This window comes from Pseudobutyrivibrio sp. (assembly GCF_015057185.1).
In the GTDB taxonomy this organism is placed as follows: Bacteria; Bacillota; Clostridia; order Lachnospirales; family Lachnospiraceae; genus Pseudobutyrivibrio.
Genome location: NZ_SVEV01000018.1, coordinates 43,121 through 65,691, shown reverse-complemented (window position 1 = coordinate 65,691; position 22,571 = coordinate 43,121). Strand labels below are relative to the sequence as shown.

Here is a 22,571-nt window from a genome sequence, read left to right as displayed (position 1 = left end):
TTCTGCGATAGTTTTTAGATGATATATAGTATCAACAGGTGTTGCTTCTTTACTATTGGATCTAAAGCAATAGATGTTAGCTTCCCATAATTATCAGGGATGACTGAGCCATTCTTACACGTCCTTACTTCACAAAAGCCAAAGCTTCCTTCAGAAATGTTGCAATGTCTGAAACAAAGGTTACATTTTGCCATAAAACACCTCTTAAATATGCTTCATACTAATAATTATTATATTTAATAAAAGAATTATTCTTCGTCATTCCACCCCTTACAAATGTCTACCCAGCCTTTGGCACTAGCTACGCATTCAAGTTCATCAGGCGTAATTTTTACGGATGTAAATTCATTTCCACCTGCTGGATGTACGTACTCGAATCTTTTTATTGAGATATCTAACCAGATTGGAATGTCTTCGGGTACCGCAAATGGACAAACTCCACCAGGCTGAAAACCTGTGATTTCCTTTACTTGATCGCGTGGAATCATATGAGGCTTTGTATGGAAATAAGATTTAAATTTTGAACTGTTTACCTTACCATCACCGGCCATAACTACAATAACTGGCTTTTCATCTACTACAAAAGAAAGTGTCTTAGCAATCTCTGGTTCGGAACATCCAATTTGTTGGGCTGCATGTTCTACTGTATCAATTGTTTCAGTGTGAATTGTAAGTCTATCTCCAAGAGAGTTTTCTTCAAGATAGTTTTTAACCTTCTCATTAATCATGACTACGTCCTCCAATTAATTGTAATTATAGATTACCATTTCCAAAAAGTGATATAACCATAATTTATAAGTAGTTATCAATTCTAGTTATCCTTAAATTAAAAAGTACTGCATCAACTCATATTTTAGTTTACTGCCTTCTTCTAATACCAAGTTTCCATGCTTGTCTCCTATTTTTCAAATTTTTCCTTAGTTAGTCTCCCTTCTATTGCTTCGAATATTTTTTAATTCTTCTTCCCATGAGCTTCTAGTTCCTTCTCTATCCAAGTCATGATTACATCTACCAAATATTCCTGTTGAATTTGGCTTAGCTCTTTTCCTGGTTGTATTTTGTGCCATTTCCTAATACATTCTCTACAGCAAGTAGCTGTTGCATGTTGAGCTATGAATACAGGATGTCCTTTGGTTGGAGTCTGTTTACCATCATTTGGAATTACTGCAGGAGCCTCTCTTTTGGCTATAAAATCTGCAGCATGTTCACGAATGGTATCAAGTCCTTTTTCTTCTATATAGTCTATATCTTTTTGCTTTAGATGAAAACTTGTCCTAAATTTAGAATTGCCCAGCCGTGTAAACAGCTGAGCAAACCACTCTTCTCTTGTCATTTAAGAATTACTTCCTTTCCAACCCCAATCATTTACTTAATCATTTGGCCAAGCATCACCTATATTAAGATTATTAGCAGTAAGCCACTCATCTTCTACCGTTACGTATGATTCGGTTCCGTTTTCATCTATGAGAGTAACGGATACTGTAGGCTTATTATTAGTTGGTTCTTCACAACCAAAGTCACCATCAAAAATGTGTTTTATTGTCTTCATGTTAATTCCTTAAGATAAAATCTATTCATTGAGCTGTGTACGACTTCGTTAGGTTTTTCGATTAGCTTATAGCCACATTTCTCATATACATGAATAGCAGTCATCAAATTTGTATGAGTTTCTAGGTATATTTGTTTATAACCTCTATCTACAGCAGCCTTTTCAACTAATTCCATGAGTTTATAGGAAAGTCCCTGACCTTTAGCAGCATCAGTTAGATATAGCTTTTGAAGCTCAGCAGTACCATCCATAAAATCAAGCTCTGCTAATCCTATCCCACCGATGATATTATCGGCGTCATCAAGGGCAATAAAATAGGTTCTTCTAGGAGAAGCAAGATAATAATCACTGAGGTGATTTAGGTTATCATCAAAGTATACTGTCCCTGGTATATCTAGGTTATTGGCTTTTAAATTAGTTCTTATTATGTCCGCTAGAATTAAATCATCTTTCGGTTCAATTATTCTGTGATGCATGAATAACCTCACTTTTATGTGCGTCTTGAATCATATTGCTCTTTTGTGATTTCATAATATCTGTTGTACCAAGCAGCTGCAGGTACTGTCTGCGATAATATCCTTAAAGTACCAACAATAAGGTTCCAGCACCAATTAGTGCGCATCCTGCAAGTGATTTTATAGTAAAGTCTTCATGTAAAAATACAAAAGCTAAAACTAGAGTGATAACAACACTTAGCTTATCAATCGGAACAACTTTAGATGCATCACCAATCTGCAAAGCCTTGTAGTAGCATAACCAGGATGCACCAGTAGCCAAGCCTGATAATATTAAGAAAATCCAGCTCTTTTTGCTTATAGCAAATACGCCACTTTGAGTATTTGTGATAAACACCATTATCCAGGCCATAGCAACCACAACGACAGTACGAATAGCTGTTGCAAGGTTTGAGTTTACACCTTCAATACCAATCTTAGCTAAGATTGAAGTTAGAGCTGCGAATATAGCTGATAATAAAGCAAATACAAACCACATGTTAGACCTCCCCAATATCGTTTCTACAAACCTAATTCTTTACAAAGATTTTCATATCTCTTCTGCTCTTTTTCCTTGATAGGCTTAGAGGAATCTTTAAAGCAATGATCGATTACATCAGCATCTTTTAGTAGTTCATCCATAGGCGAATCTATTACTAGTTTGTCATCATGATGATATATTGCAGAGCAAATGGTATCTGTTTCTTCTACAGAAGTTATAGCTAATTCATCAAGAATCTTTCTAGCTAAATCAGCGCCTAAATGTGCATGATCATCATATGAGCCACTCTTATATGCATGCATATCGTGAAGCATTGCTGCCATTGCTGCAAGTTCTTCATTTAGCCCACGCTTCTTTGCTAGAATTGTGGCTGCAAGAGATACACCGTAAAGATGTGCTGTAGCACTGGTGCGTTTCTCTTCTTCCAAAAGATTTAGTTCTTTATCTACGTATTCACGAAGTGTTTTTAATCTGCTCATTTGCTATCCTCCCCTAGATTATATTATTACTTCATACCACCAATTTTATTTGGTTGTCAAGCCTTGATGTAACTATCAATATTCCATTCTAAATACAGAGGAATATTAAATGTTGCGGTTGCCTCGCAAAAATTCTCAGCAATATTTTTCCTAGACAGCTTTAATCCTTTCTTTGGTTGATACAGCAATTCCTCCATTGGAGTCGTATATAACTTAGGTATTTCACGATCTGTTGGCCACTCTTTAAAAGTATCAATCAAGTCTGCTCTATCATTTGCAATTATGAATTCCTTAAAACTCATCGGATAAAGCTGTAGGCGATTTACCTTACCAACTGGGAATGAAATCTGTAATTATAACAAAAGTCCTATGACTTTCGCAATTTAATTTGCAAAATCCATAGGACTTCTACTGATTCTCAGATTCCTTCCAACTACGTCCAAGAAGGCTATTGTGCAGGGGCGTCGCAAGCATTCTCAAAAGAGCCATATGTTGTTTGGCTCAATATCCTGGTATCAGTTCTGTTTTCTTTTGCATAATTCTCATATGGTTTCTTATTATGCGGCTGACTTCTCCATATTTCATCGGCTACCATTCCCCATTCTTTTGCATATTTATCGCATTTTGCACAAAGATGTTCAGCACTTTCTTCAGACTCTTCATTAGTTCCGTGCGCGCCACTCTGCTCTACCATCTTTCTCAGAATGTCTGGATTTTCAAGCATTGGACAAGGTCTTAAATGATTGTCATTAAAAGGCTGACCTTTATGATATTCCATGAACAGTGGGCTCTGAAGCATCTCAAGAATGGAGTTATCATGGATGTTTGTATTAGAAAAGTGTATAAATACACATGGTTCTGCGTCGCCGCTGGAATTTATGTGGAAGTAGTTCCTACCTCCAGCTATACAGCCACCAACAGCCTCTCCATCATTCTGGAAATCCATAGGGAAGAACTCTATATCACACTTATCAGATCTCATCCACCTTATGCGTTCTATCATTTTCTTTCTCTGTTCTACAGTTGGCATAAGTTCTGGAACTGCATTATTTCCAACAGGCATATAATGGAAGAAAAATCCAAATCTTGCTCCTTTCTCTGAAATGAAACGTATGAAGTCTGGATTTGTTACAGCCTCTATATTTTCTCTTGTATAACATATAGATGTACCAAAAAGAATTCCATATTGCTTAAGCAAATCCATTGCCTTCATAACTGCTTCATAATGTCCATCGCCTCTTCTGGCATCGTTGGTTTCAGGTGTTCCTTCTATGGAAAGCATAAAGGTTATATTTCCAAGTTTTACAATTTCTCTACACAGTTCATCATCTATAAGTGTTGAGTTGCTGTATATACCAAACTGCACATCATTATGCTTTTTAGCAAGCTTTAATATATCTTTTTTCCTAACAAGTGGCTCACCACCCGTCATCATGTACAAATATATTCCAAGCTCTTTGCCTTGGGTCACAATCTTATCCATATCTTCAAAAGAAAGATTGTGCTTGGCGCCATATGTGCCTGACCAACAGCCTGCACAGTGCATATTACATGCAGTTGTGGGATCAAATAGGATTAGCCAAGGAACATTACACTGATATTTTTCCCTGTTTTTTCTTATCATTTTTGTTCCACGGAAAAAAGCTTCATATCCAAGATTAAGCATTGTCATCCTGGTTACGTTGGGATTGGTTTCATCCACAACTCTATTTATAAATTTAATCCAACGGTTGTTAGGATTCATAATGGCAGCTTTTACGGATTCTAGAGACTTTGAGTCAGTGTTTTCAGCTCCCCAAAAAATTTTCGCAGCATCTACCAGCTTAAGGTAGATCTTTGTCCTTTCATCTGATTTATCAAGATGATTAAGGAAATCATTTATAAGCTTACTATAGACCTTTCTTTGTACAGAATGTGATGCCTTTTCGATTGTATTCATTCATATTTTCCCCCTTTACAAATATAAAGCATGCTGTTACAGTTGTATCATCGTTGATACAACTGTAACACCGCTATTTTAAGGAATCAATAACTTAGGGACCAACTGTTACATTCACGCCCCAATATGTAACGCCAAATTTGTAAGAATACAGGTAGTATAAAAATGGATTTAAATGAAAAAAAAGATAAAGTAAGGTACATGTCCAATAGCGAATCTAATAAAGTGACGAGAGATGCGATTGATATCGCAATGCTTGAACTTTTAGAAAAGCAGGATTTCGACAAGATTACCATTATGTCGATTGTAAAAAGAGCTGGTGTTTCACGGCAGTCTTTTTACAGAAACTACACTTCAAAAGAGGACATTATAATAGAAATTGAAGAAAGATTATTGCAAGCTTTTTCTGATTCACTAAATGATAAAAAATACAAGAATAACTTAAATCTTTGGTTTAAAGACTTCTTTGTTCGTTTAAGACAAAATGAAAAATTAATAGCTATACTGATTAAAGCAAATCTGACTGATGTTCTTTTTTCTAAGGCTCCATTTATCATAGAGGACTGGATGGGGAAACATACTGATACTCTCCATTACTTTATTGTGGGAAGCCTGGGAGCCCTTAAGGCTGTGACTATTGACTGGTTTGAACGTGGAATGAAGGAAAGTCCGGATGAAATGTCAGATATATGCATGAAGTATGACATTGCCAATTTGATTCAGTAACTTCTATAAACATCGTAGTGGAAGAATCAATTTCTAATCCTGTTACCCAATTTTTTATCTCATCATCTGTAGCACTTCCACTAAATCTATTTCCTGATAGCCAGTTTCATGCTCCAGCTTTTTCTACAAGGTTTTGCACCTCTCTTATTTTCTTATAAAATCAGCATCCTTGTCTGGCATGCTTGTATCAGATACGTATCTTTCCACCGTCATATGAAGATCATATTTTTCACGAAGGTCCATTATTGTTTGCATCATAGGTGAAGCATGATGTACGTCAATAGACTCCTGATCTTCCCAACTGTCTATCAGAAGGATAGTCTCAGGATCATCGAATGACTGATAGTACTCATACCTGAGATTTCCTGCCTCGTTTCGTATTTTTTCAACAGTTCCGCTTTTTGTCATTTCCTCTGCAAATCTTTTTGCAGCACCATCTGTTCCTTTATAACGTAAATTAACTGTAATGCTCATCATAAACCTCCAATCACAGATTCTTATTAATTCCTTCTTTCTAAACTCATTATAAAATCAATTTCAAAAACTGATAAGTCATTTCATAAATTGTCGTATCCATATTTTAGTTGCAAGCCTTCTTCACAAGGCTGATAAGTAATTCCTTATCCCAGTCTCCATTTTCTTTGTATAAGACTTCCCCCAAAGCATTTTCATGCCTGTACTGCTGATTAGAACAGATAATAACTGGGATGTTGTAGCCACGCTCTTTAACAGTGTCCACTAATTCCAACCCACACTGTTCCTCTGGACCACGATCTTCTCTTGGGTACCACATATCTGTGATAATCACATTATATTTATCATCGGATTGTACACTTGATTCAATTGCCTTGAGCCCAGCTTCAAGGTTCTTTTCATTATCAATCTCCGTAAAACCTGCATTTTTAAGAGTTCTACAAATTGACGCGAACTTCATGGCTGTATCTTCTATAATTAGTATCTTCATTTTGAATTCCTCTTTTTTCTAACAACCCGTTCAGTTTTGTTACTATCCTGTAATATTTACAACTACATCCTATATTTTCAGTTGCGAATCCTGATTTGGTAGTTGTTGCCCATGTTCGTGCTGCTGTTGACGTTGCGGATGTTCTCCTTGTGGGTGCATGTCTACTGCATTTCCCATATATGCTGTATATATACGCTTCTGTGCCTCAGCCCCCTGTACGTCAATAATATTATTAGATGCTCTTCTAAATTCAGGAGATACCATAATCTTGTTAATGCCTGCATTCATCTTATTGTAATCTAATTCAGTCTTTACCTTAGCCGCATCACTGGTTCTTTTATAATCATTTTTTACAATTTCAAGATACAGCATCTCAGCTAATTTTCTCTCTGTAACCGGCCCATGAAATGTGCGCTGTTCAATTGCTTTAATTGCTTTATCGGGACCATCTAAAATAGTCTTTTCGACGGTGATGTTATGTATATCCTTCAAAACCGAAACAGCCATTCCACTGGCGTTTGCCGCAGCCTTAAGTCTGCTTAGCTCGGTTCTATTTGGAGTCTTTGTTCCTAAGGCGTTAACCTTGTACGCTGTGTATTCCTGTGAAGTGGTATTTACCTCTGTAGCAAGATTAATTATTCTTTGAATATCCTCTTCAGATAGGTCTTCTAATTCGTTTGAATCTCTAATTAATCTTACCCCCTTAGTAAAATTATCTGAGGCGGACACCATATTTTTATATTGTCTTGAAGAAATCATTAATGCAGGATCTGCATCTTTAATTATCTTGTAGGTCTCAGCTCCTTTTTCTATTATTTCATTTACAAGATCTTTTTCTTGATTCCTTAATTCCTTTTTTTCCTTCTCATTATTTTTCTGTTCATTCTGTTTATTCTGCTCAAGAAACTGATTCACTTGTTTTTCGCCAATCTTGGATAAAGAATTGGATAGTTTCAACATATCATCGATGCTTTTAACTTTACCTTCATTGATTCTTACGTAAATACCTTTGCCAAGCATTTTAAGCCATTTTAGTGCATCCTCTTCCGAACCCAGAAACGTATCAACGTCTTTTACATTGACTGGTGTAGACGTACAACTGTCTATCACAGCTTGAACTGTTTTTAAGTATTTCTGTTTATGCTCCCAGCTATCAGTTTTATTTTGTATTACCTTCTTCACGTCCTGTAAATGGAGCTCAGAAACTTTTATAGTATTACCCGTTTTATTAAAGGTATTCATAGTTTTCAAAATAAAACTAAATAAAGCCTCATTTTTTTCTGGTATTCTAAGGAGGTACTCATCCATACTCTTAAGATAATTCTTTTTAACTTCTGGATCCTTAAGGTTATTTGGTATGTTATTCTTATCACCTAATTCTTCTATATTAATACCGTACTTGACCAATTCTTTTTTAATATTATGAGCAACTACGAACAACCTATCCTTTGTGCTCTCATCAGGTGACTTATCATTTTTTACAACAAACTCGTTTTCCGAAGTTTCATTAACAGAATCAATATATTTGGACAATCCATCCAAAATTTTCTCGCGATTGTCTCTGGCTGGTCCTTCCGCTGCCTTATATTCCGATTTTCCTTCATAATCACGTAATGGCTTTTGGGCTTTACTTAAAAGCAAACCGTTCGTTCTGCTTATGATTTGAGACACAGCTGGATTTGAAGGGTTTTCACGCATAAAAGTCTTCACCTGATTAATTAATGAATTATATTCAGACTTTGCCTTCTCAAAGCTATCTGCATTCATTGCCACATCATTGGCACCTTCATTAGAACGTGCTTCTAACACAGCATTAGCCTTAGCAGTAGAAAACTCATTTGCCTCTCTTAATGTTCTTTTTGAAAAGTCATCTATTTTATTCTTTAAATCTTGAACATTGTTATTCTCACTAGCATTATTTAATGATCGCGAAATCACAGCTGTTATATTAGTCAAGTCCTCATACTTTGTAGCAGCTTTCAGATGATAATCCAATTTATCAAAATAGTCGTCGATTTTAGAAGCATCAGAGACCTTTGATGCTATATTTTGCTGCTTGTTTTGTATCTCCGGTTGAGGATTAGGCTCATACACTACCATTCCCTGCTCCATATTTTCTTGAACATCCATATTATTTAAATCAGACATATAAACCCTCCTCCTTACAGATACGTTCTACCACTATTTATAAGTAATACCCTGAAAATTACTCTTTGGTTGCACATAAGATTCATTTGATATACCAATGCCCTAATTAACTATATATATCAAGTCCTGTGGCTTTTATTAATTTTATATCTCTAATTCCATAGAAATTTTCAGCAAGAGATTTTATGTATCCGAAGCCGAATTCTTCTGGGACATAAGTGCCACCAGCTGTCATTACATAATACAGCCTACTAGCTCTACATAATCCTTTTGGAATACCTTCTGGTGTGTATTCGAAAGTGATACCCAGTACATTAATATGCTCTATATACTGTTTAAGCATAGCCGGAAAAGATAAATCCCAATATGGCGCAGCAATAACAATTGTTTCTGCCTTTGCAAACTGGCGAGCCAAATCAAACATAGGGTCATCAAATGTACGAGAGGCTATAAGAGAATCTCTTTTCTTTAAAAAAGCTTCATTTGTCTTCGGAAAATCAATATTTTCTAGTTTTACTTCTTCATATTCCCCTAATTTAGAAAGCAACTCGTTTGATAGTATTTCAGTTCGTGATTTCTCTCTTACACATGCATTAATATATAAAGTCATACTCATGCCTCCTTCATAAAAGATTCCAAATCTTCTTGTTATCTATCTTAATATTTCATCAATAGTAGACACTGTACTAAAACTACCTGAGTGGTCAGAAATAATCTCCTTCATGATTGGTAATTCAAAATAACTGATATAGCAAATCAATGTATTGTTCTCGCCCGCGATTGCTCCTCTGGAATCCATGATTGTGCAAGTTTTGTTTAGCCTCTTTTTTATATCTGCGATAATATTCTCAGGATCCCGAGTAATAATGGTAACCTGCTTAATCGCTTCAAAGTGATCTGTGTAGTGGTCTATAACTGTAGTCGCCACCACATAAACCAAAAGACTAAGCAAGGCGGCTGTCATATCTATCGTAAAGAAAACTGTAATATAAACTACAGCGTTAAAAATCAACAAAACGGGGGTCATACTGTAGTTTCTACCTGTAGTGTCAGACAAACGTTTTACAACTATGTTGGCTAGAATTTCAGAGCCATCTATACATCCACCATTTCTAAGGATAAGTGATAGCCCAGCTCCAAGGATTGCACCACCAAATGCAACTGCAAGGAAATGCTCTGTATTGAGCTCAAAGGGTATCTCCTCAAAGAAATGAATTCCTAGAGTATAAACTAATGAGCCTATGGTCGCCTTTATTGTAAAATTCCTCCCAAACACTATATATCCCGCAATGATAAAAGGAATAAAAACCGCAAATACACAAGGTGCTAAAGAAAAACCTGTAAGTTTGCTTATAATTATCGCAACACCTGCTGTTCCGTAATCTATGGCATCATTGGGTAAAATAATCAGCGCAACTGAAAAACTTGCCATAATGGCTCCAACTATAATAAATATATACTGCAAAATCCCTTGTGTTTTCTTCATATTTAGCTGACTCCTTATTTATTGGCAACTATACTCTGTACTGTAATTTTATCAGTTTTCGCTTTTGAAGGATACTAAAATAGCCCTAGGCTGCACCCTATTCCATATGACCAAAAAACCTCTGCTATATAAATAGCAGAGGTTTACGTTTTTTAGTATAGCGCCTTACATCTAGAAAGCATTTCTTCTTTTGATGGAATATCTAACCCTTCTGTAAGCTTTTCTACTTGAAACTCAAACTGGTCCAAGGAAATATTGTTATTCTCATATTCCTTTAACAAGCTATTCTTTTGAGCCACCTTGTAATCAACTTCTTCCGAGGAAAGCATTCCCCATGTATCTAATTGCAATAGTTTTAAATCAAATTCTTTACAGATTCGCTTAAACTCCATGTTTTGTTCCCCCTCTTATATGGTTTATTATACACTTTTTACTGAGTGTTGTTCAATGGAGTAGCCAATGTTACAAACATTTTGCACCCAACTAGAATCCTTCTTTTGCATATTTCTTTAACAACTCATCTATCTTAATGTTTGTACTTTCTATTGCAGAGGTATTGGTATCTAAAAGCCGAATCCATAAATCTAGATCTACATATTTCTTTCTTGTTTTAGATTTAAGAGTGTTATCAGCAACAACCATCTTCACCTGAGCTTTCTTTTGTTCTAAAAGTGGAATTATTACATAGTACAATCTGTCATCCTTAAAGCTTAAGTATCCAATAATCTGCCCAGTACCATTTCTAAGATATAGTTTATGATTAGATATTCCTGCAGGATATAGTGTTGTGCCCACTTTTGGTGTAGTGGCTCCTACCACTAACTCTACCATTGCACTTATTTTGTATGCATCTATATCCAATATACCTAATTCCTTCAATGTTAAAGAACTATCTATAAACTGCCCCGTCAAAAGATATGTGATATCAGCCAAATATTTCTGCTTGATAATCTCTGGCACCTCAAAAAACAATGAAGGTCGTGCATTGTCCAAAAGATCCTTGCTTGTTTCGTATAGACTCTTAAGGAATAGCGAAAACTCCTCATCCTTAGACCACACATATTTTCCCCTAGCAATCTCTATAACCCCAATGTTGTTTCCATCATAATCTTCAACCTCATGAAAAATAGGTCTTACACAATATGCATTCTTATTTTCTTTTGCACTCCATGTCTTAGTTTTAGGCTTTTTCTTGACAGCAGATTTCTTCTTCACGCCACCATCAAAGCTTTTCATAATAAGCTCATATGCCATATTAATCTTGGCAGCAGCTTCACCATCATCCAAACCACTACTATCTGGATGATTCTCATGCATCAGTTTTCTATATTTCTTTTTTATTTCCTTTACATCTTCCGTACCATCCAACCCTAGGATTTTACGGGCCTGACTCTTATTCATTAAAACTAAAAAACTCCATACTGTTGTCTATTCTTCGGTTTCATTTCAATTTGTGATAATTATTGATTATATCACTTTAACACGCAGTATACCTTTTCATTATCAATCAAGCACTGTTTATAATAGAAATAATTATTTAGATTTAATAATTTGTTCGATTTACAGCCATACCCTCTGGGTATATCATTATAATGCAAACATATTTTCGTAAATAATATTTAAGTAAGGAGGCTCTAATAAGTGCTAGGTGAACGAACATATATAGCTATAGATCTTAAATCCTTCTATGCCTCCTGCGAATTGATGGATAGAAATTTAAATGCACTTACCACAAATCTTGTTGTAGCAGACCCTTCTCGTACTGAAAAAACTATCTGTCTTGCTGTGAGTCCATCGCTAAAAGCTTATGGAATTTCTGGCCGTGCTAGACTATTTGAGGTGGTACAAAGAGTAAAAGAAATTAATGCAGCCAGATTTGCTTATGCCCAAAAACAAGGTCTTTTACAGCTAAACCAAGAAACAGGAAAATATGATTTTTCAGGGGCATCTTCTGATAGTATTGAGCTAAAAGCAGATCCAGCTTTAAAGCTGGAATATATTATTGCGCCACCACGAATGAAACGATATGAAGAAGTATCGACCAAAATATTCTCCATATATCTTCGATATGTTTCCGAAGAAGATATCCATGTATATTCTATCGATGAATGCTTTATCGATGTTACCGCTTACCTAAATACATATTCCTGCACAGCTCGTGAACTGGCCATTAAAATGATACGCGACGTATTAAACGAAACCAATATCACTGCAACAGCAGGTATTGGCACGAATATGTACCTTGCAAAAATAGCAATGGATATTGTTGCCAAGCACGTCAAAGCTGACAAGGATGGCGTGAGAATTGCCGAGCTTAATGAACGTACATACAGAGAATTGCTTTGGAGCCATAAACCTATAACAGATTTCTGGAGAGTTGGCGCTGGTATTGCCAAAAGATTAACCAAATATGGGATATTTACAATGGGTGATATTGCCCAAGTAAGTGTTGAAAACGAAGACTTACTATACAAAGAATTCGGCGTCAATGCAGAGCTATTAATAGACCACGCTTGGGGTTGGGAGCCGACAGAGATTTCTACAATCAAAAGCTATCGTCCTAGAGTTAATAGCCTATCTAGCGGCCAAGTTCTCCAATGCCCTTACACAGCAGATAAAGCCAAAATAATCGTAAAAGAAATGACTGAACTTCTAGTTCTAGACCTTGTCCGAAAAGACTTAGTAACGAAGAAAATTGAACTGACCATAGGTTATGACCGCTCCAGCCTAGAATATTCCCACAAAGGTCGTGGTCTCTCAGACTCTACATTTAAAATTCAAGGCACTAATAAATTATTTAAAGGTAGAGTTACCTTAGATCGTTTTGGTAGACCTCTCCCATATCATGCACATGGCACTGGGAATATTGATAACTGGACCAGTTCCACAAAGGCTATCATGGATACAATGGTTAAACTCTATGATGAAATAATAGATTCTGACCTTCTAATTCGAAGAATCAACGTTGTAGCTTGTAATCTAATTCCAACAGAAGACATTCCTGAGGAAGCGCCCTATCAAATGGATTTATTTACAGACTATGAAGCCTTAGAAAAAGAAAAAGCGGCCCAAAAGGCAGCCGATGAGAAAGAAAAAAGCCTACAAAAGGCGACCTTGTCAATCATGGACAAATTTGGCAAAAACGCTCTTTTAAAAGGAATGAACCTTGAGGAGGGCGCCATGACTATGAAGCGCAATAAACAAATTGGTGGCCATTCATCTGGCGAGTAATAATTGGAGAATATATTATGACAAAAGGAATAACAGGCAAAGAACCTAATCCCCAAATAGTCTATGCTGACATTATAGATATGCCCCACCATCAGTCAGATAAACACCCTCATATGAGCTTATATGACCGTGCAGCCCAATTCATGCCATTTGCTGCACTCACAGGCTATGAAGAAATGATAAACGAAGCCGCGGACTCTTCGAAAAATGTAGATTAATTTTCATAGAAAAAAGAGGTTACTGCTCTATTGCAGTAACCTCTTAAACAATCACATGCTATACCTATATTTTCGTTAATCTTATTTTCTACCTACTAATAATGTAGAACCTGAAAGTCCCATCCAAGTAGCTTCCCACTTAGTCATAAACTTTCCATTTGTAGTATCTATAAGCTTAACGTCCTCATATCCCATCTCTTTGAGTTTCTTCTCAAATGCCTTCATGTCTCCATATTTTCCCTTGGACATAATGTCATGAATAGCAAATGTTCCACCCTTTTTTAAAGTTCTTAGAGTTTCCAAAAGAATAGCCTGTCTATCTGAGCTTGGTATATTGTGATAAACGTAATTGCTTGTAACAACATCAAAAGTCTCATCTTCAAATGGAAGTTTAGTCGCATCCCCCTGTCTAAAGCTAACATTTTTCACACCCTCAGCCTGTGCATTATTTTCGCATAAATTCCTGCTGAAAGATGCGTACTCTTTTCCCCATCTATCGACTCCAATAAATGATACATTTGGGTTTCTTTTGGCACAGGCAATAGTAAGAGCTCCACTTCCGCAGCCAATATCAAGACCTTTTCCTTCATATGGAATACTTACATATTCGGCAACCCCTTCTATTATTTGCTTAGACATCTGGCGCTTACCGTTGTAGGAAAAAGCTCTGTACATAAGGAGCATCCATAGTGACATGATTAATAGCATCACACAAAGTACAAGAAATACTGAACTCACAATAGTTCTCGCCGACCCTGTAGCAATCAATTTGAAAGTATTTAGAACACAAAAAGCTACTAAACAAAAGACTCCTGCAAAAGCGAATCCGCTAACCATGCCTTTAGGCATCCAATTCTTGTAATCCACTGTCATTATTACTATCCTCTCTTTCTAAAACTGCGATTATTCCACATATTTCATCTTATGGTATAGTAATAATATCACATTTAGTTAGTTATTGCTAACCATTGTTGCATTTCGCTAAGTTTGCGAATAAAAAATAGGAGGAATATCAAGTTCCTCCTACCTTACTACTAATGAAAAACTGCTCTTAGTTCTCAGCTGCTGTTATTTCCTTTGCAAGTTCAAGAATATCATATGCATACATGTCCTTTCCCTTTTTAAGGAGCTTCTTATATAGTGGATAATTCACACCACATATTGCAACGCCTAAAAGCCCAAGTATTATTCCAAAAATCATGCTTACTAATCCAGTTCCTAGTATTCCCATAGAAAGGCACATTCCTAAACCAAATATCAATGCTCCGACTATTCCAACAGACATAGCTGTTACAAATGCTGGAAGCTTTGCTTTTTCATCAAGCTTTTTCAGCTGCCTAATTTTACTAGTCTCCTTTGGCATATAATCCTTTGCTACACTTTCTGCGTATACCTTGTCTAAATTGTTCATTATTTTACCTCCATCATTTTTGATTTTGAACTCTCTGCTTTGAGCTTGAGGTAATTATAGAAAAGTACTTCCATAAACAGAACAACACTTTTTAGGAAAAGTGTTGTTTTCAGGACTTAAAGTCCCGACACGATTCATAAAAAGTGTTGGATTAATTTTACGTATTTAATTAGTTTCTTTTATTGGCATCAAAATGCATTTCTGAATAATGCCAATGATCTCGTCTTTTGATTCAGCACAATCTCTGGCTATCCATTCATTTACCACACCAATAATCCCGTTAAGATAAAAAATCATAATAAATGGTTGTTCTGTCTCAGATACTCCAAACCTGGTAAGTATTGGTCCAAATATCTCTTTAAACCATTTCTCGTATGTTTTCTCAGCTCCCATCATCTCGTTTTTCTCATACATTATATAAAAGAGCTTGCGGTTATCTTCCACAAATTGCAGATACGGCATAAGATACTTTGGAGTCACTAAAAACAATTCCTCATTCTTCTTATCCTCAATATCAATTTTTTTAGGTCCATCAGCGGAAAACCTACTGAAGAAATCCTTATATGCCGCTTCTATTGTTTCTCGAAGAAGATCGTTGGTATTATCATAATGAAGATAAAATGTGGATCTGTTAACCCCAGCCTCTGCACATATTTCCTTAACTGTAATCAGTTCGAAATCCTTATTCTCTATTAGAGAAATAAGTGCAGTATGCATTTTTTCAGCTGATTTAAAGTACCTGCTCTCGTTTTTGTTCATAACTCAAATACATCCTTTTTTATCCCGCTAGTTTTCAAACAACCATTCCATTACAGATATACATCTATATGCATAATCAAATGATGCCATGTGATATTGTACACTTTCCATCATGGAATTATCTCCACCTGCATTCATACCACCTTCTGGCTTTTCACCGGCTTCGGAGTCTTCTGACATAGCAGGCTTCTCATTTTCTGAATCCAATGCTGGCTTTTCTCCACCATCGGTAGAGCTGTTAGGACCTGCAAAAGAAGTTTCACTACTAGCCTCTATTGTACCAGATTTCCATGATACAAAGTAGGCATTTGTATTGCCTGATGTTAATTCTGATGTTGCATCTGTAAGTTCATCTGGTGTCCATGTTCCATCCCACTGGGCGTATGTATACTCGACACCATCCTCGTCGAACATATCCATGACTTCCTGCATTCCATTATAAGCATTCTGATCATCCTCAGCGGCAAAATATATAAATGTCTGGTCTTCTAATGATGAAAGTGTACTAACATCCCACTGTCCATCAACAAACATACATGCTGCATATAAATCAGGATATTCTGATGCTAAAATGAGAGTGGTCATGCATCCCATAGATTGACCTGTACCGTAGATTCTATCAGTATCAACTGCGTACTCCTCTGATACATCATCTATAAGTCGCTTTGTAAGCTCTACATATTCAGTTGTGCTATAGCCGTTCTGGTCATCTAAAATTGTCTCTGGATATGTTGGCACTAATACTATGCTAGGATTTGCTGATTGCCACTGGTCTGCAGCCCACACCAAGGCGCCACGTCCTTGTGTAAGAGAAGCTGTTGCATCATCACCAGCACAGCTTGAATCAGCTACAAAGACTACCATAGGATACTCTTCTGTTTCGTCATAATCCTCTGGTAAATAGATATTGTAAGTTACTGTTAAACCGGTTTCATCATCTGTGTACTCAACCTGTTCAAATTCATCAGCATATTCTTCAACAAGCGCATCTGTGTCCTCAGCATAGTTATTGTCTACACTTGCTGTAGCTGTTGTTTCAGCTTCTGCTGTAGTCTCCTCAGTTTCCGTCTTTTCACTTGTTTCTGTGGTAGTTTCTGTTGCAGTTTGACCACATGCAACGGCTGATAAGCCCATGGCTCCACATACCATTAAAGCTAATAGTTTCTTCATTTTATAATTCCTCCAAATAAATATTTTTCTCATGACATACCAATTAGGTAACATTCAAGAAATACAATTTTTCATATTTGGAGTATTTTATAAAGCGAGCTACCATTCGCTGCCGAGCTGACAATTCAAACTATAAGCTCTATATGTGAATGGTATGTGTTGATATTATAAATAATGTGTAAAAATCAGATGTTCTATCTCGTCTCAGGACACCAATGGGAGCACTATGGTTACCCAAAAAGCACTCAAAGGCATTACTATTATCATAGCCGGTATCATATCTGCCACTGGAAACATCTTAACCTTTATCATTCTGAATCCAGTTGCAAGCATAATAAACCCACCACATGCCTTAAAATCTAAAATCATAGTGTCATTTGTCATGGGATAAATAAAACCCGCCAACAAAAAAAGTAACAAAAATAGGATGAACTGGGGAATAGCCACTATGCACACAACTAGTCCTAAGGTACAAGAGAAAATCAGCCCTGTGAAAAGATCCAGAATTGATTTAGCAATCAAAATACTATGGTCCCCAGTCATTCCTGAAACAATAGCTCCATAGATACCAGTGCCAGATGCACAGAAAAGAACTATGCATGTAACAAGAGTTGAAATATAGTCTTCTTGAGTAATACTGCTATTATCAACCTTAATAATCCTGCTGATAATCTTCTGCATTCCCTGAGCTAGCTTGTTAATCTTGTCCCCTAAATGAATTGCCAAGCCTATGGCTGTACCGAGAATTACTGAAAAAATAACTGCAGGCATGTTTTTCATAAGCACAATGGTACTAATCCCCATTCCCATGGAGCAAACTCCTAGTATCATATTGAGCTTTTCTTTAAAATCCATAGATAGTCTGTTGCCTACCACTGCACCAACGGCACCACCTACAACAACTGATAATGTATTAATAATTACACCTATTGGCATCCTCTATTACTCCTATTACTTAGCTATACTATCAATCCATGCAAATAATTCAGGTAGATCATAATCTCCACTATGAGGCAATCCCCATGGCAAAAAGAAATCTACATCATACCCATGATTTTCCAGCATTAGGGCAAGAATCGTAGGTATAGCCAATGATGTATCTCTATCAAAGGCACCGTGACGAATTCTCCAATGCTTTGCAGTAGCTGCCTCTCCAATGTAGCAAGTAGGATTTAGCATTTTAATAATTTTCTCATCTGCCATTTCATCATCCTCGGAAGAATGTGACATAGAATAATCAGTAAAATGTCTTGTGAAAACCTCATCATCCCCGAAAACTTCATTCTCAGGGCTTTTCAAATCTATATGGTCAAATGCTGGAGCCGGCTTCATTCTCGTTATCGCCTTTACGTATTTGTCTGTATCTATAGCAGTAACCTTTTTTCCTTCTATAGTTAATGAATCCTGTTTTTCAACGTCGCATCCGTCTACCCTTAAAGCTGGATGTCTGAGTAAAGACTCATGTTTCTCCAGTTCTTTTTCCGCAGAATTAACAACCAACTTAAATATATAATCCTTAAAGCTTCCCTCGCCATTTGAATCCAAGGATAACAGCTTTCCTGTTTTATCCTTAAGAGCCAAACTGTTTAAATAATCCGGGAACAATTTTTTCAAATCATCGCTAATTTTCTTTTGCTCATCAGTAAGTTCAAACTCAATAGGAGTCATTTTAACTCCACCATCCACTTCTTCAAACTTTAACATATGAGCAACGTGTTCCTTGTTAAATAGCCATTCATATGCCATATCAGCATGCTCTAAGTTATGAATTGGACAATAACAATTAGCTGCAAAAATATCGTCTCTCTCGTCAGCTGCCCCAATGGCTTGTAAATATGGTTCATAGTCTTCACTGTTACCAGACGCCCCTGTTATCGCCGAAAGTGCACCACCTGCAGATGTACCACTTGTAATGATTTTCTCTACATCCCCTGGTATCACATCCTTGTTATGACGCAGATATCTAATAGCAGCTTTCATATCTACTACGAGAGCAGGCGCCCTGCCTACTAGTTTTCCAGTAGCCTTTTTTTCATTTCCTGCATTACCTCCAACAAAGAATTCCTTAGAGGTCATCCCTGTATTTCTTCCTCTGATTCCTGGGCACACTACTACATATCCGTGCTCAATTGCCTCAAATGTTGCGTTAATAATACCTAAAAAATTCTTTCCCGGCTCATCTGCTGGTCCTTCCATGTATCCACCAACGGTATTTGGCATAAAAATAGGAACTGTTTTTAAGGTGTATCCATTAACCGTTTCATTCTCATAAAATGCCTGCGGTACATATATATTTAGCTTCTGAATATCATCCAAGGGCTTCTCACAGTAATCAATCCCCATATAAGCTCTATACTTGATTGTTCTTCCGTCTAATGTGCATGTTTTTACTTCATATTTGTTCTCATCGAATAATAATTTGTCTTCCATAGTATTTCTCCTTCTTTTTAAGTCACCTACAACCCCTGTGACTCTCCTTTGTAAATTATAAAGAAGCTAAAAACTACGAACAATTCGTGTTTTAGCTTTATTAAGTCATAATTCGACTTAATAATATGCTATAATCACAATCAATAATGGAGGGCTTTTATGAATACAGAATATGTACATGAATTTGTGGTTCTAGCGGAAACAAAAAATTACTGGGAGGCCTCTGAGCGCCTATTTATGAATCAATCAACACTATCTAAGCATATCAAATCCCTAGAGAATGATTTGGGCGTACAGCTTTTCAATCGCACCACTAGAAAAGTAGAGCTGACTAATTACGGTAAAACCTTTTTACCATTTGCCCAATCAATAGCCAGAGCCGAGTTCGATGGCACCACCGCCATTAGACATCTCCTCAATATTGAAAATGGTCTTTTAACAATTGGAACTCTTCCTTCAATGCCACAATATAAAGTCACTCAACTGTTAGCACAATTCCAAGTTGCTTATCCTGAAGTATCCGTTAGACTTACAGAAGATGATCCTGTTAATCTCATGAAGTATCTTGAAAACGAGAACTGTGAGATTATCTTTAGTCGTGAAGATAAACAAACTTTTGAAAGAAACATTTTACAAGACGACCACATACACCGCATCCCATATATGACAGATAGTTTGGTTGCACTTGTGCCTAAAAATCACCCTCTAGCCAAACTTGATAGCATTTCATTACCACAGCTAAAGGATGAACAGTTTTGCCTTATCAAAGAAGGCTCATTGATGTATCAGATTGCGATGGATGCCTGTCAACAAGCAGGCTTTATTCCTAATATTATATTTACAAGTCATCGTGTTGATTCTATTTTAGATATGGTCACAAATCAAAACTGCGTTGCGCTGCTCATGAACCAACACTTAGCAATACCCGATAATGGACCAAAGCCTATAAAAACACCATGGGTCACAATCCCTATATCACCAACTATTTCATCACAAATATCCATCTGTTACAGAGCAGATAAACCATTATCCAAAACAGCGCAGCTATTTATAGATTTCTGTACAAACAAGCTTGTTAACTAAAAATAAGGCGGTCAGCAGCCTGACCGCCTTTACTATACTATTTTATTGTCCTGCTAGACATTCATTAACCCACTCGATAAAGTTAGTTGTTGAATCTCCTGTACGTTCAGCCTCTGTATGTCCTAATCCCCATACTGTTGTAAAGTCTACATCAATATCATCTGAATAACTTTCAAGTGCAAGTGCTAGATTAGCCTCTGTACTAACTGCAGTATCACTCTGCCACAAGCCTGTATTGATTCTAAAGTAACTAGCAACTGAAGATGTCTGATAGCCTTCAGAATCTGACATTAAGTAGTACATAGGGCTGTACATATTCAAACGAACATCTACAGTATTTCCCACTGAATCTGTTTTTGTTAAATCCTCCGCATAATCATCTGCATATTCAGAACCAATCTCTTCTAGGATTTCTGCTAATGCCGAATCAAAGTGAGCACCCTCGCCATCACCGTATCCAAAGAGAGTATTTTCGCCCTGACTCTCATCTAACTGATCAAATGCACCTAATTCTTTTGATGCAGTCTTTACTGCAGCTGCAAAATCAGCAATGCTTGTGATGGTAGCAGTGTTTGTTTCCTCATCATATTCAACCCAAGTTCCGTTAGCGTTAAGGGCATCAATGTAATCTTGAACTGTCTCATATGTTCCACTTATTGTGACACCTGAAGTGTTCTCTGTACGTGAAATATCATCAATCGCAGCGTAATCTGTCTCACCCTCAGCTGTTTCTGCAGCCTCTGCATCAGGACCGCCTTCGCCCATTCCTTCTGGTGCGTTTGCTGGATCAAAGTCGCCCATGCCACCGCCTGGACCTCCCATTCCACCACCTTGTGAAGATGATGAATCTGAATCATATGGGAACTCTGTGTCAGATAAGAAGTTGTTGAGAGATGTTTCAATAACTTCCTTGATATACTCATAATAGCTTCCAGCTTGATATCTGCCATCCTCTGATTCTTCTAGTGTAAGAACATTTCCATCTTCATCAGTAAGACCAAGTGCATTAATATAATCTGCGTAATAAGCTGTTAACTCATCAGAAATTTCCTGTTCCTCTTCTGTCAAATCTGTACGAGTATTTCCCATGTTCCACTCGTATGCAGCATCTGCACTATCAAGATTCGTAATAGGACACCATGCCTGCGATCCCATAACAGCGTCTGATACACCCATTACTGCACCAATTTCTTCGAGATATGCGTCATATAACTCTGAGTCTCCAGTAATTCCCAAAAGTGCTGACTGTGCTCCACCACCTGACATACCAAGTGTGAAAACTCTCTCCATATTTCCAGCAATATTTCCATCATTATATCGGATGTATCTTATAGCGGCCTTTAAATCAGTAACTCCTGCTGGTGCTCCAGCATCTCGACCTCTACATCCAGCAACTACAAGAATAAAACCTTCGCTTGTATAATCAGAAACTGAGCCATAACCAAAGTTTGAATCATACTCAGTTGTCGCATCCATTGCTGCGTAACCAGGTGTATTTACTGGTAATGCAATAGGTGCTGTGGCTGCAGTATAATTGCTGCTACCAGCTGTATTTTCATAATTTATTTCACATGTATATGTTCCATCGCCATTGTCAGTTGCGTCCATATATTCACCAGGAATATATACTGCCAATGTCTCATAGTTTAAATCAGCTGGATTCTCACAGTATTGAATTCCAATCTGATAATAAACATTATCTTCCTCATTATAGAGCCACTTTGTATTATCAATTTGATCTAAATTAGTAATAACCTCTGTGCTCTCAGTTGACGTAGCTGTATTGCTAACATCGGCTGTAGTAGTTGTTGTCTCAGCTGCTTGACCACAAGCCACAAGTGAAACACTAAGAACCCCTGCTAAAGCCATTTTTAAATACTTGCTTCTCATTGAATACCTATACCTTCCTTTCGCAAAGATACATCATTCAACCCTTGCACAGTATTTTACATACCTTGTCGGCTATAAACAATTCCGTTTCG

Annotated in this window: 27 protein-coding genes; 4 read left to right on the top strand and 23 right to left on the bottom strand. The window is 36.9% G+C overall.

The features are described 5' to 3' along the window. Positions 1–14 precede the first annotated feature (14 nt). The 9 genes from E7276_RS08880 to E7276_RS08840 form a co-directional block, all read right to left on the bottom strand. On the bottom strand, positions 15–194 hold the full coding sequence (locus tag E7276_RS08880; RefSeq protein WP_294216476.1) for a hypothetical protein: 180 nt from the start codon (positions 192–194) through the stop codon (positions 15–17). Positions 195–248: 54 nt separating this feature from the next. Next, complete coding sequence (locus E7276_RS08875; RefSeq protein ID WP_294216473.1) at positions 249–728, bottom strand: YbaK/EbsC family protein; 480 nt, start codon at positions 726–728, stop codon at positions 249–251. Positions 729–952: 224 nt separating this feature from the next. Further along, positions 953–1,333, bottom strand: coding sequence for a DUF4186 domain-containing protein (locus E7276_RS08870; RefSeq protein WP_294216471.1), 381 nt, complete (start codon positions 1,331–1,333; stop codon positions 953–955). Positions 1,334–1,369: 36 nt separating this feature from the next. After that, positions 1,370–1,549: a hypothetical protein gene (locus tag E7276_RS08865; protein ID WP_294216468.1), complete on the bottom strand. Its 180-nt coding sequence runs from the start codon at positions 1,547–1,549 to the stop codon at positions 1,370–1,372. Continuing rightward, positions 1,546–2,025 (bottom strand): GNAT family N-acetyltransferase, encoded by a 480-nt coding sequence (locus tag E7276_RS08860; RefSeq protein ID WP_294216466.1) that lies wholly within the window; start codon positions 2,023–2,025, stop codon positions 1,546–1,548. Before E7276_RS08860 ends, E7276_RS08865 begins: the two co-directional genes overlap by 4 nt. Positions 2,026–2,128: 103 nt before the next feature. Beyond that, positions 2,129–2,542: an EamA family transporter gene (locus E7276_RS08855; RefSeq protein ID WP_294216462.1), complete on the bottom strand. Its 414-nt coding sequence runs from the start codon at positions 2,540–2,542 to the stop codon at positions 2,129–2,131. Positions 2,543–2,565: 23 nt separating this feature from the next. Then, positions 2,566–3,024, bottom strand: coding sequence for an HD domain-containing protein (locus tag E7276_RS08850; protein WP_294216459.1), 459 nt, complete (start codon positions 3,022–3,024; stop codon positions 2,566–2,568). Between the two features lie 56 nt (positions 3,025–3,080). Continuing rightward, positions 3,081–3,326 (bottom strand): hypothetical protein, encoded by a 246-nt coding sequence (locus tag E7276_RS08845; protein WP_294216457.1) that lies wholly within the window; start codon positions 3,324–3,326, stop codon positions 3,081–3,083. A gap of 146 nt (positions 3,327–3,472) precedes the next feature. After that, entirely contained in the window at positions 3,473–4,963 is a 1,491-nt protein-coding gene (locus tag E7276_RS08840; RefSeq protein ID WP_294216455.1) for a radical SAM protein, read from the bottom strand. Positions 4,964–5,128: 165 nt separating this feature from the next. Between E7276_RS08840 and E7276_RS08835 the strand changes: the two genes are divergently transcribed. Beyond that, entirely contained in the window at positions 5,129–5,689 is a 561-nt protein-coding gene (locus tag E7276_RS08835; protein WP_294216452.1) for a TetR/AcrR family transcriptional regulator, read from the top strand. A 144-nt stretch (positions 5,690–5,833) separates the two neighbouring features. On the opposite strand, the gene E7276_RS08830 is transcribed toward E7276_RS08835, so the two are convergent. The 7 genes from E7276_RS08830 to E7276_RS08800 form a co-directional block, all read right to left on the bottom strand. Then, the gene (locus E7276_RS08830) at positions 5,834–6,163 is read right to left on the bottom strand and encodes a putative quinol monooxygenase (protein ID WP_028246577.1); all 330 of its coding nucleotides are present in this window, start codon (positions 6,161–6,163) and stop codon (positions 5,834–5,836) included. 106 nt (positions 6,164–6,269) lie between these two features. Beyond that, positions 6,270–6,653: a response regulator gene (locus tag E7276_RS08825; protein WP_294216444.1), complete on the bottom strand. Its 384-nt coding sequence runs from the start codon at positions 6,651–6,653 to the stop codon at positions 6,270–6,272. 69 nt (positions 6,654–6,722) lie between these two features. Then, positions 6,723–8,801 carry a hypothetical protein gene (locus E7276_RS08820; RefSeq protein ID WP_294216442.1) on the bottom strand — a complete coding sequence of 693 codons (2,079 nt, stop codon included), beginning with the start codon at positions 8,799–8,801 and terminating at the stop codon, positions 6,723–6,725. Positions 8,802–8,907: 106 nt separating this feature from the next. After that, positions 8,908–9,411 (bottom strand): NAD(P)H-dependent oxidoreductase, encoded by a 504-nt coding sequence (locus E7276_RS08815; RefSeq protein ID WP_294216439.1) that lies wholly within the window; start codon positions 9,409–9,411, stop codon positions 8,908–8,910. 42 nt (positions 9,412–9,453) lie between these two features. Continuing rightward, positions 9,454–10,287 carry a YitT family protein gene (locus E7276_RS08810; protein WP_294216436.1) on the bottom strand — a complete coding sequence of 278 codons (834 nt, stop codon included), beginning with the start codon at positions 10,285–10,287 and terminating at the stop codon, positions 9,454–9,456. A 152-nt stretch (positions 10,288–10,439) separates the two neighbouring features. After that, positions 10,440–10,679, bottom strand: coding sequence for a hypothetical protein (locus tag E7276_RS08805; protein WP_294216433.1), 240 nt, complete (start codon positions 10,677–10,679; stop codon positions 10,440–10,442). A gap of 91 nt (positions 10,680–10,770) precedes the next feature. Next, positions 10,771–11,688 (bottom strand): J domain-containing protein, encoded by a 918-nt coding sequence (locus E7276_RS08800; RefSeq protein WP_294216432.1) that lies wholly within the window; start codon positions 11,686–11,688, stop codon positions 10,771–10,773. A 303-nt stretch (positions 11,689–11,991) separates the two neighbouring features. On the opposite strand from E7276_RS08800, the gene E7276_RS08795 reads away from it, so the two are divergent. Together E7276_RS08795 and E7276_RS08790 are read left to right on the top strand one after the other, a co-directional pair. After that, complete coding sequence (locus E7276_RS08795; RefSeq protein WP_442960443.1) at positions 11,992–13,518, top strand: Y-family DNA polymerase; 1,527 nt, start codon at positions 11,992–11,994, stop codon at positions 13,516–13,518. 17 nt (positions 13,519–13,535) lie between these two features. Next, positions 13,536–13,736, top strand: a complete 201-nt coding sequence (locus E7276_RS08790; RefSeq protein ID WP_294216507.1) for a hypothetical protein — start codon at positions 13,536–13,538, stop codon at positions 13,734–13,736. A gap of 81 nt (positions 13,737–13,817) precedes the next feature. Here E7276_RS08790 and E7276_RS08785 read toward each other — a convergent pair whose 3' ends face one another. From E7276_RS08785 to E7276_RS08760, 6 genes are all read right to left on the bottom strand, one after another. Continuing rightward, positions 13,818–14,411 (bottom strand): class I SAM-dependent methyltransferase, encoded by a 594-nt coding sequence (locus E7276_RS08785; RefSeq protein WP_330598967.1) that lies wholly within the window; start codon positions 14,409–14,411, stop codon positions 13,818–13,820. Between the two features lie 376 nt (positions 14,412–14,787). Further along, positions 14,788–15,147 carry a dihydropteridine reductase gene (locus E7276_RS08780; protein WP_294216425.1) on the bottom strand — a complete coding sequence of 120 codons (360 nt, stop codon included), beginning with the start codon at positions 15,145–15,147 and terminating at the stop codon, positions 14,788–14,790. A 165-nt stretch (positions 15,148–15,312) separates the two neighbouring features. Next, entirely contained in the window at positions 15,313–15,906 is a 594-nt protein-coding gene (locus E7276_RS08775; RefSeq protein WP_294216421.1) for a TetR/AcrR family transcriptional regulator, read from the bottom strand. 27 nt (positions 15,907–15,933) lie between these two features. Continuing rightward, positions 15,934–17,076 (bottom strand): alpha/beta hydrolase-fold protein, encoded by a 1,143-nt coding sequence (locus tag E7276_RS08770; RefSeq protein ID WP_294216418.1) that lies wholly within the window; start codon positions 17,074–17,076, stop codon positions 15,934–15,936. A 204-nt stretch (positions 17,077–17,280) separates the two neighbouring features. After that, positions 17,281–18,012 (bottom strand): DUF554 domain-containing protein, encoded by a 732-nt coding sequence (locus E7276_RS08765; RefSeq protein ID WP_294216416.1) that lies wholly within the window; start codon positions 18,010–18,012, stop codon positions 17,281–17,283. 15 nt (positions 18,013–18,027) lie between these two features. Beyond that, a complete protein-coding gene (locus E7276_RS08760) occupies positions 18,028–19,506 on the bottom strand; it encodes a subtype B tannase (protein ID WP_294216413.1) in 1,479 nt (492 codons plus the stop codon). A gap of 159 nt (positions 19,507–19,665) precedes the next feature. On the opposite strand from E7276_RS08760, the gene E7276_RS08755 reads away from it, so the two are divergent. Further along, positions 19,666–20,589, top strand: a complete 924-nt coding sequence (locus E7276_RS08755; protein WP_294216411.1) for a LysR family transcriptional regulator — start codon at positions 19,666–19,668, stop codon at positions 20,587–20,589. A gap of 42 nt (positions 20,590–20,631) precedes the next feature. On the opposite strand, the gene E7276_RS08750 is transcribed toward E7276_RS08755, so the two are convergent. Next, positions 20,632–22,479, bottom strand: a complete 1,848-nt coding sequence (locus tag E7276_RS08750) for a subtype A tannase (RefSeq protein ID WP_294216410.1) — start codon at positions 22,477–22,479, stop codon at positions 20,632–20,634. Between the last annotated feature and the right edge of the window lie 92 nt (positions 22,480–22,571).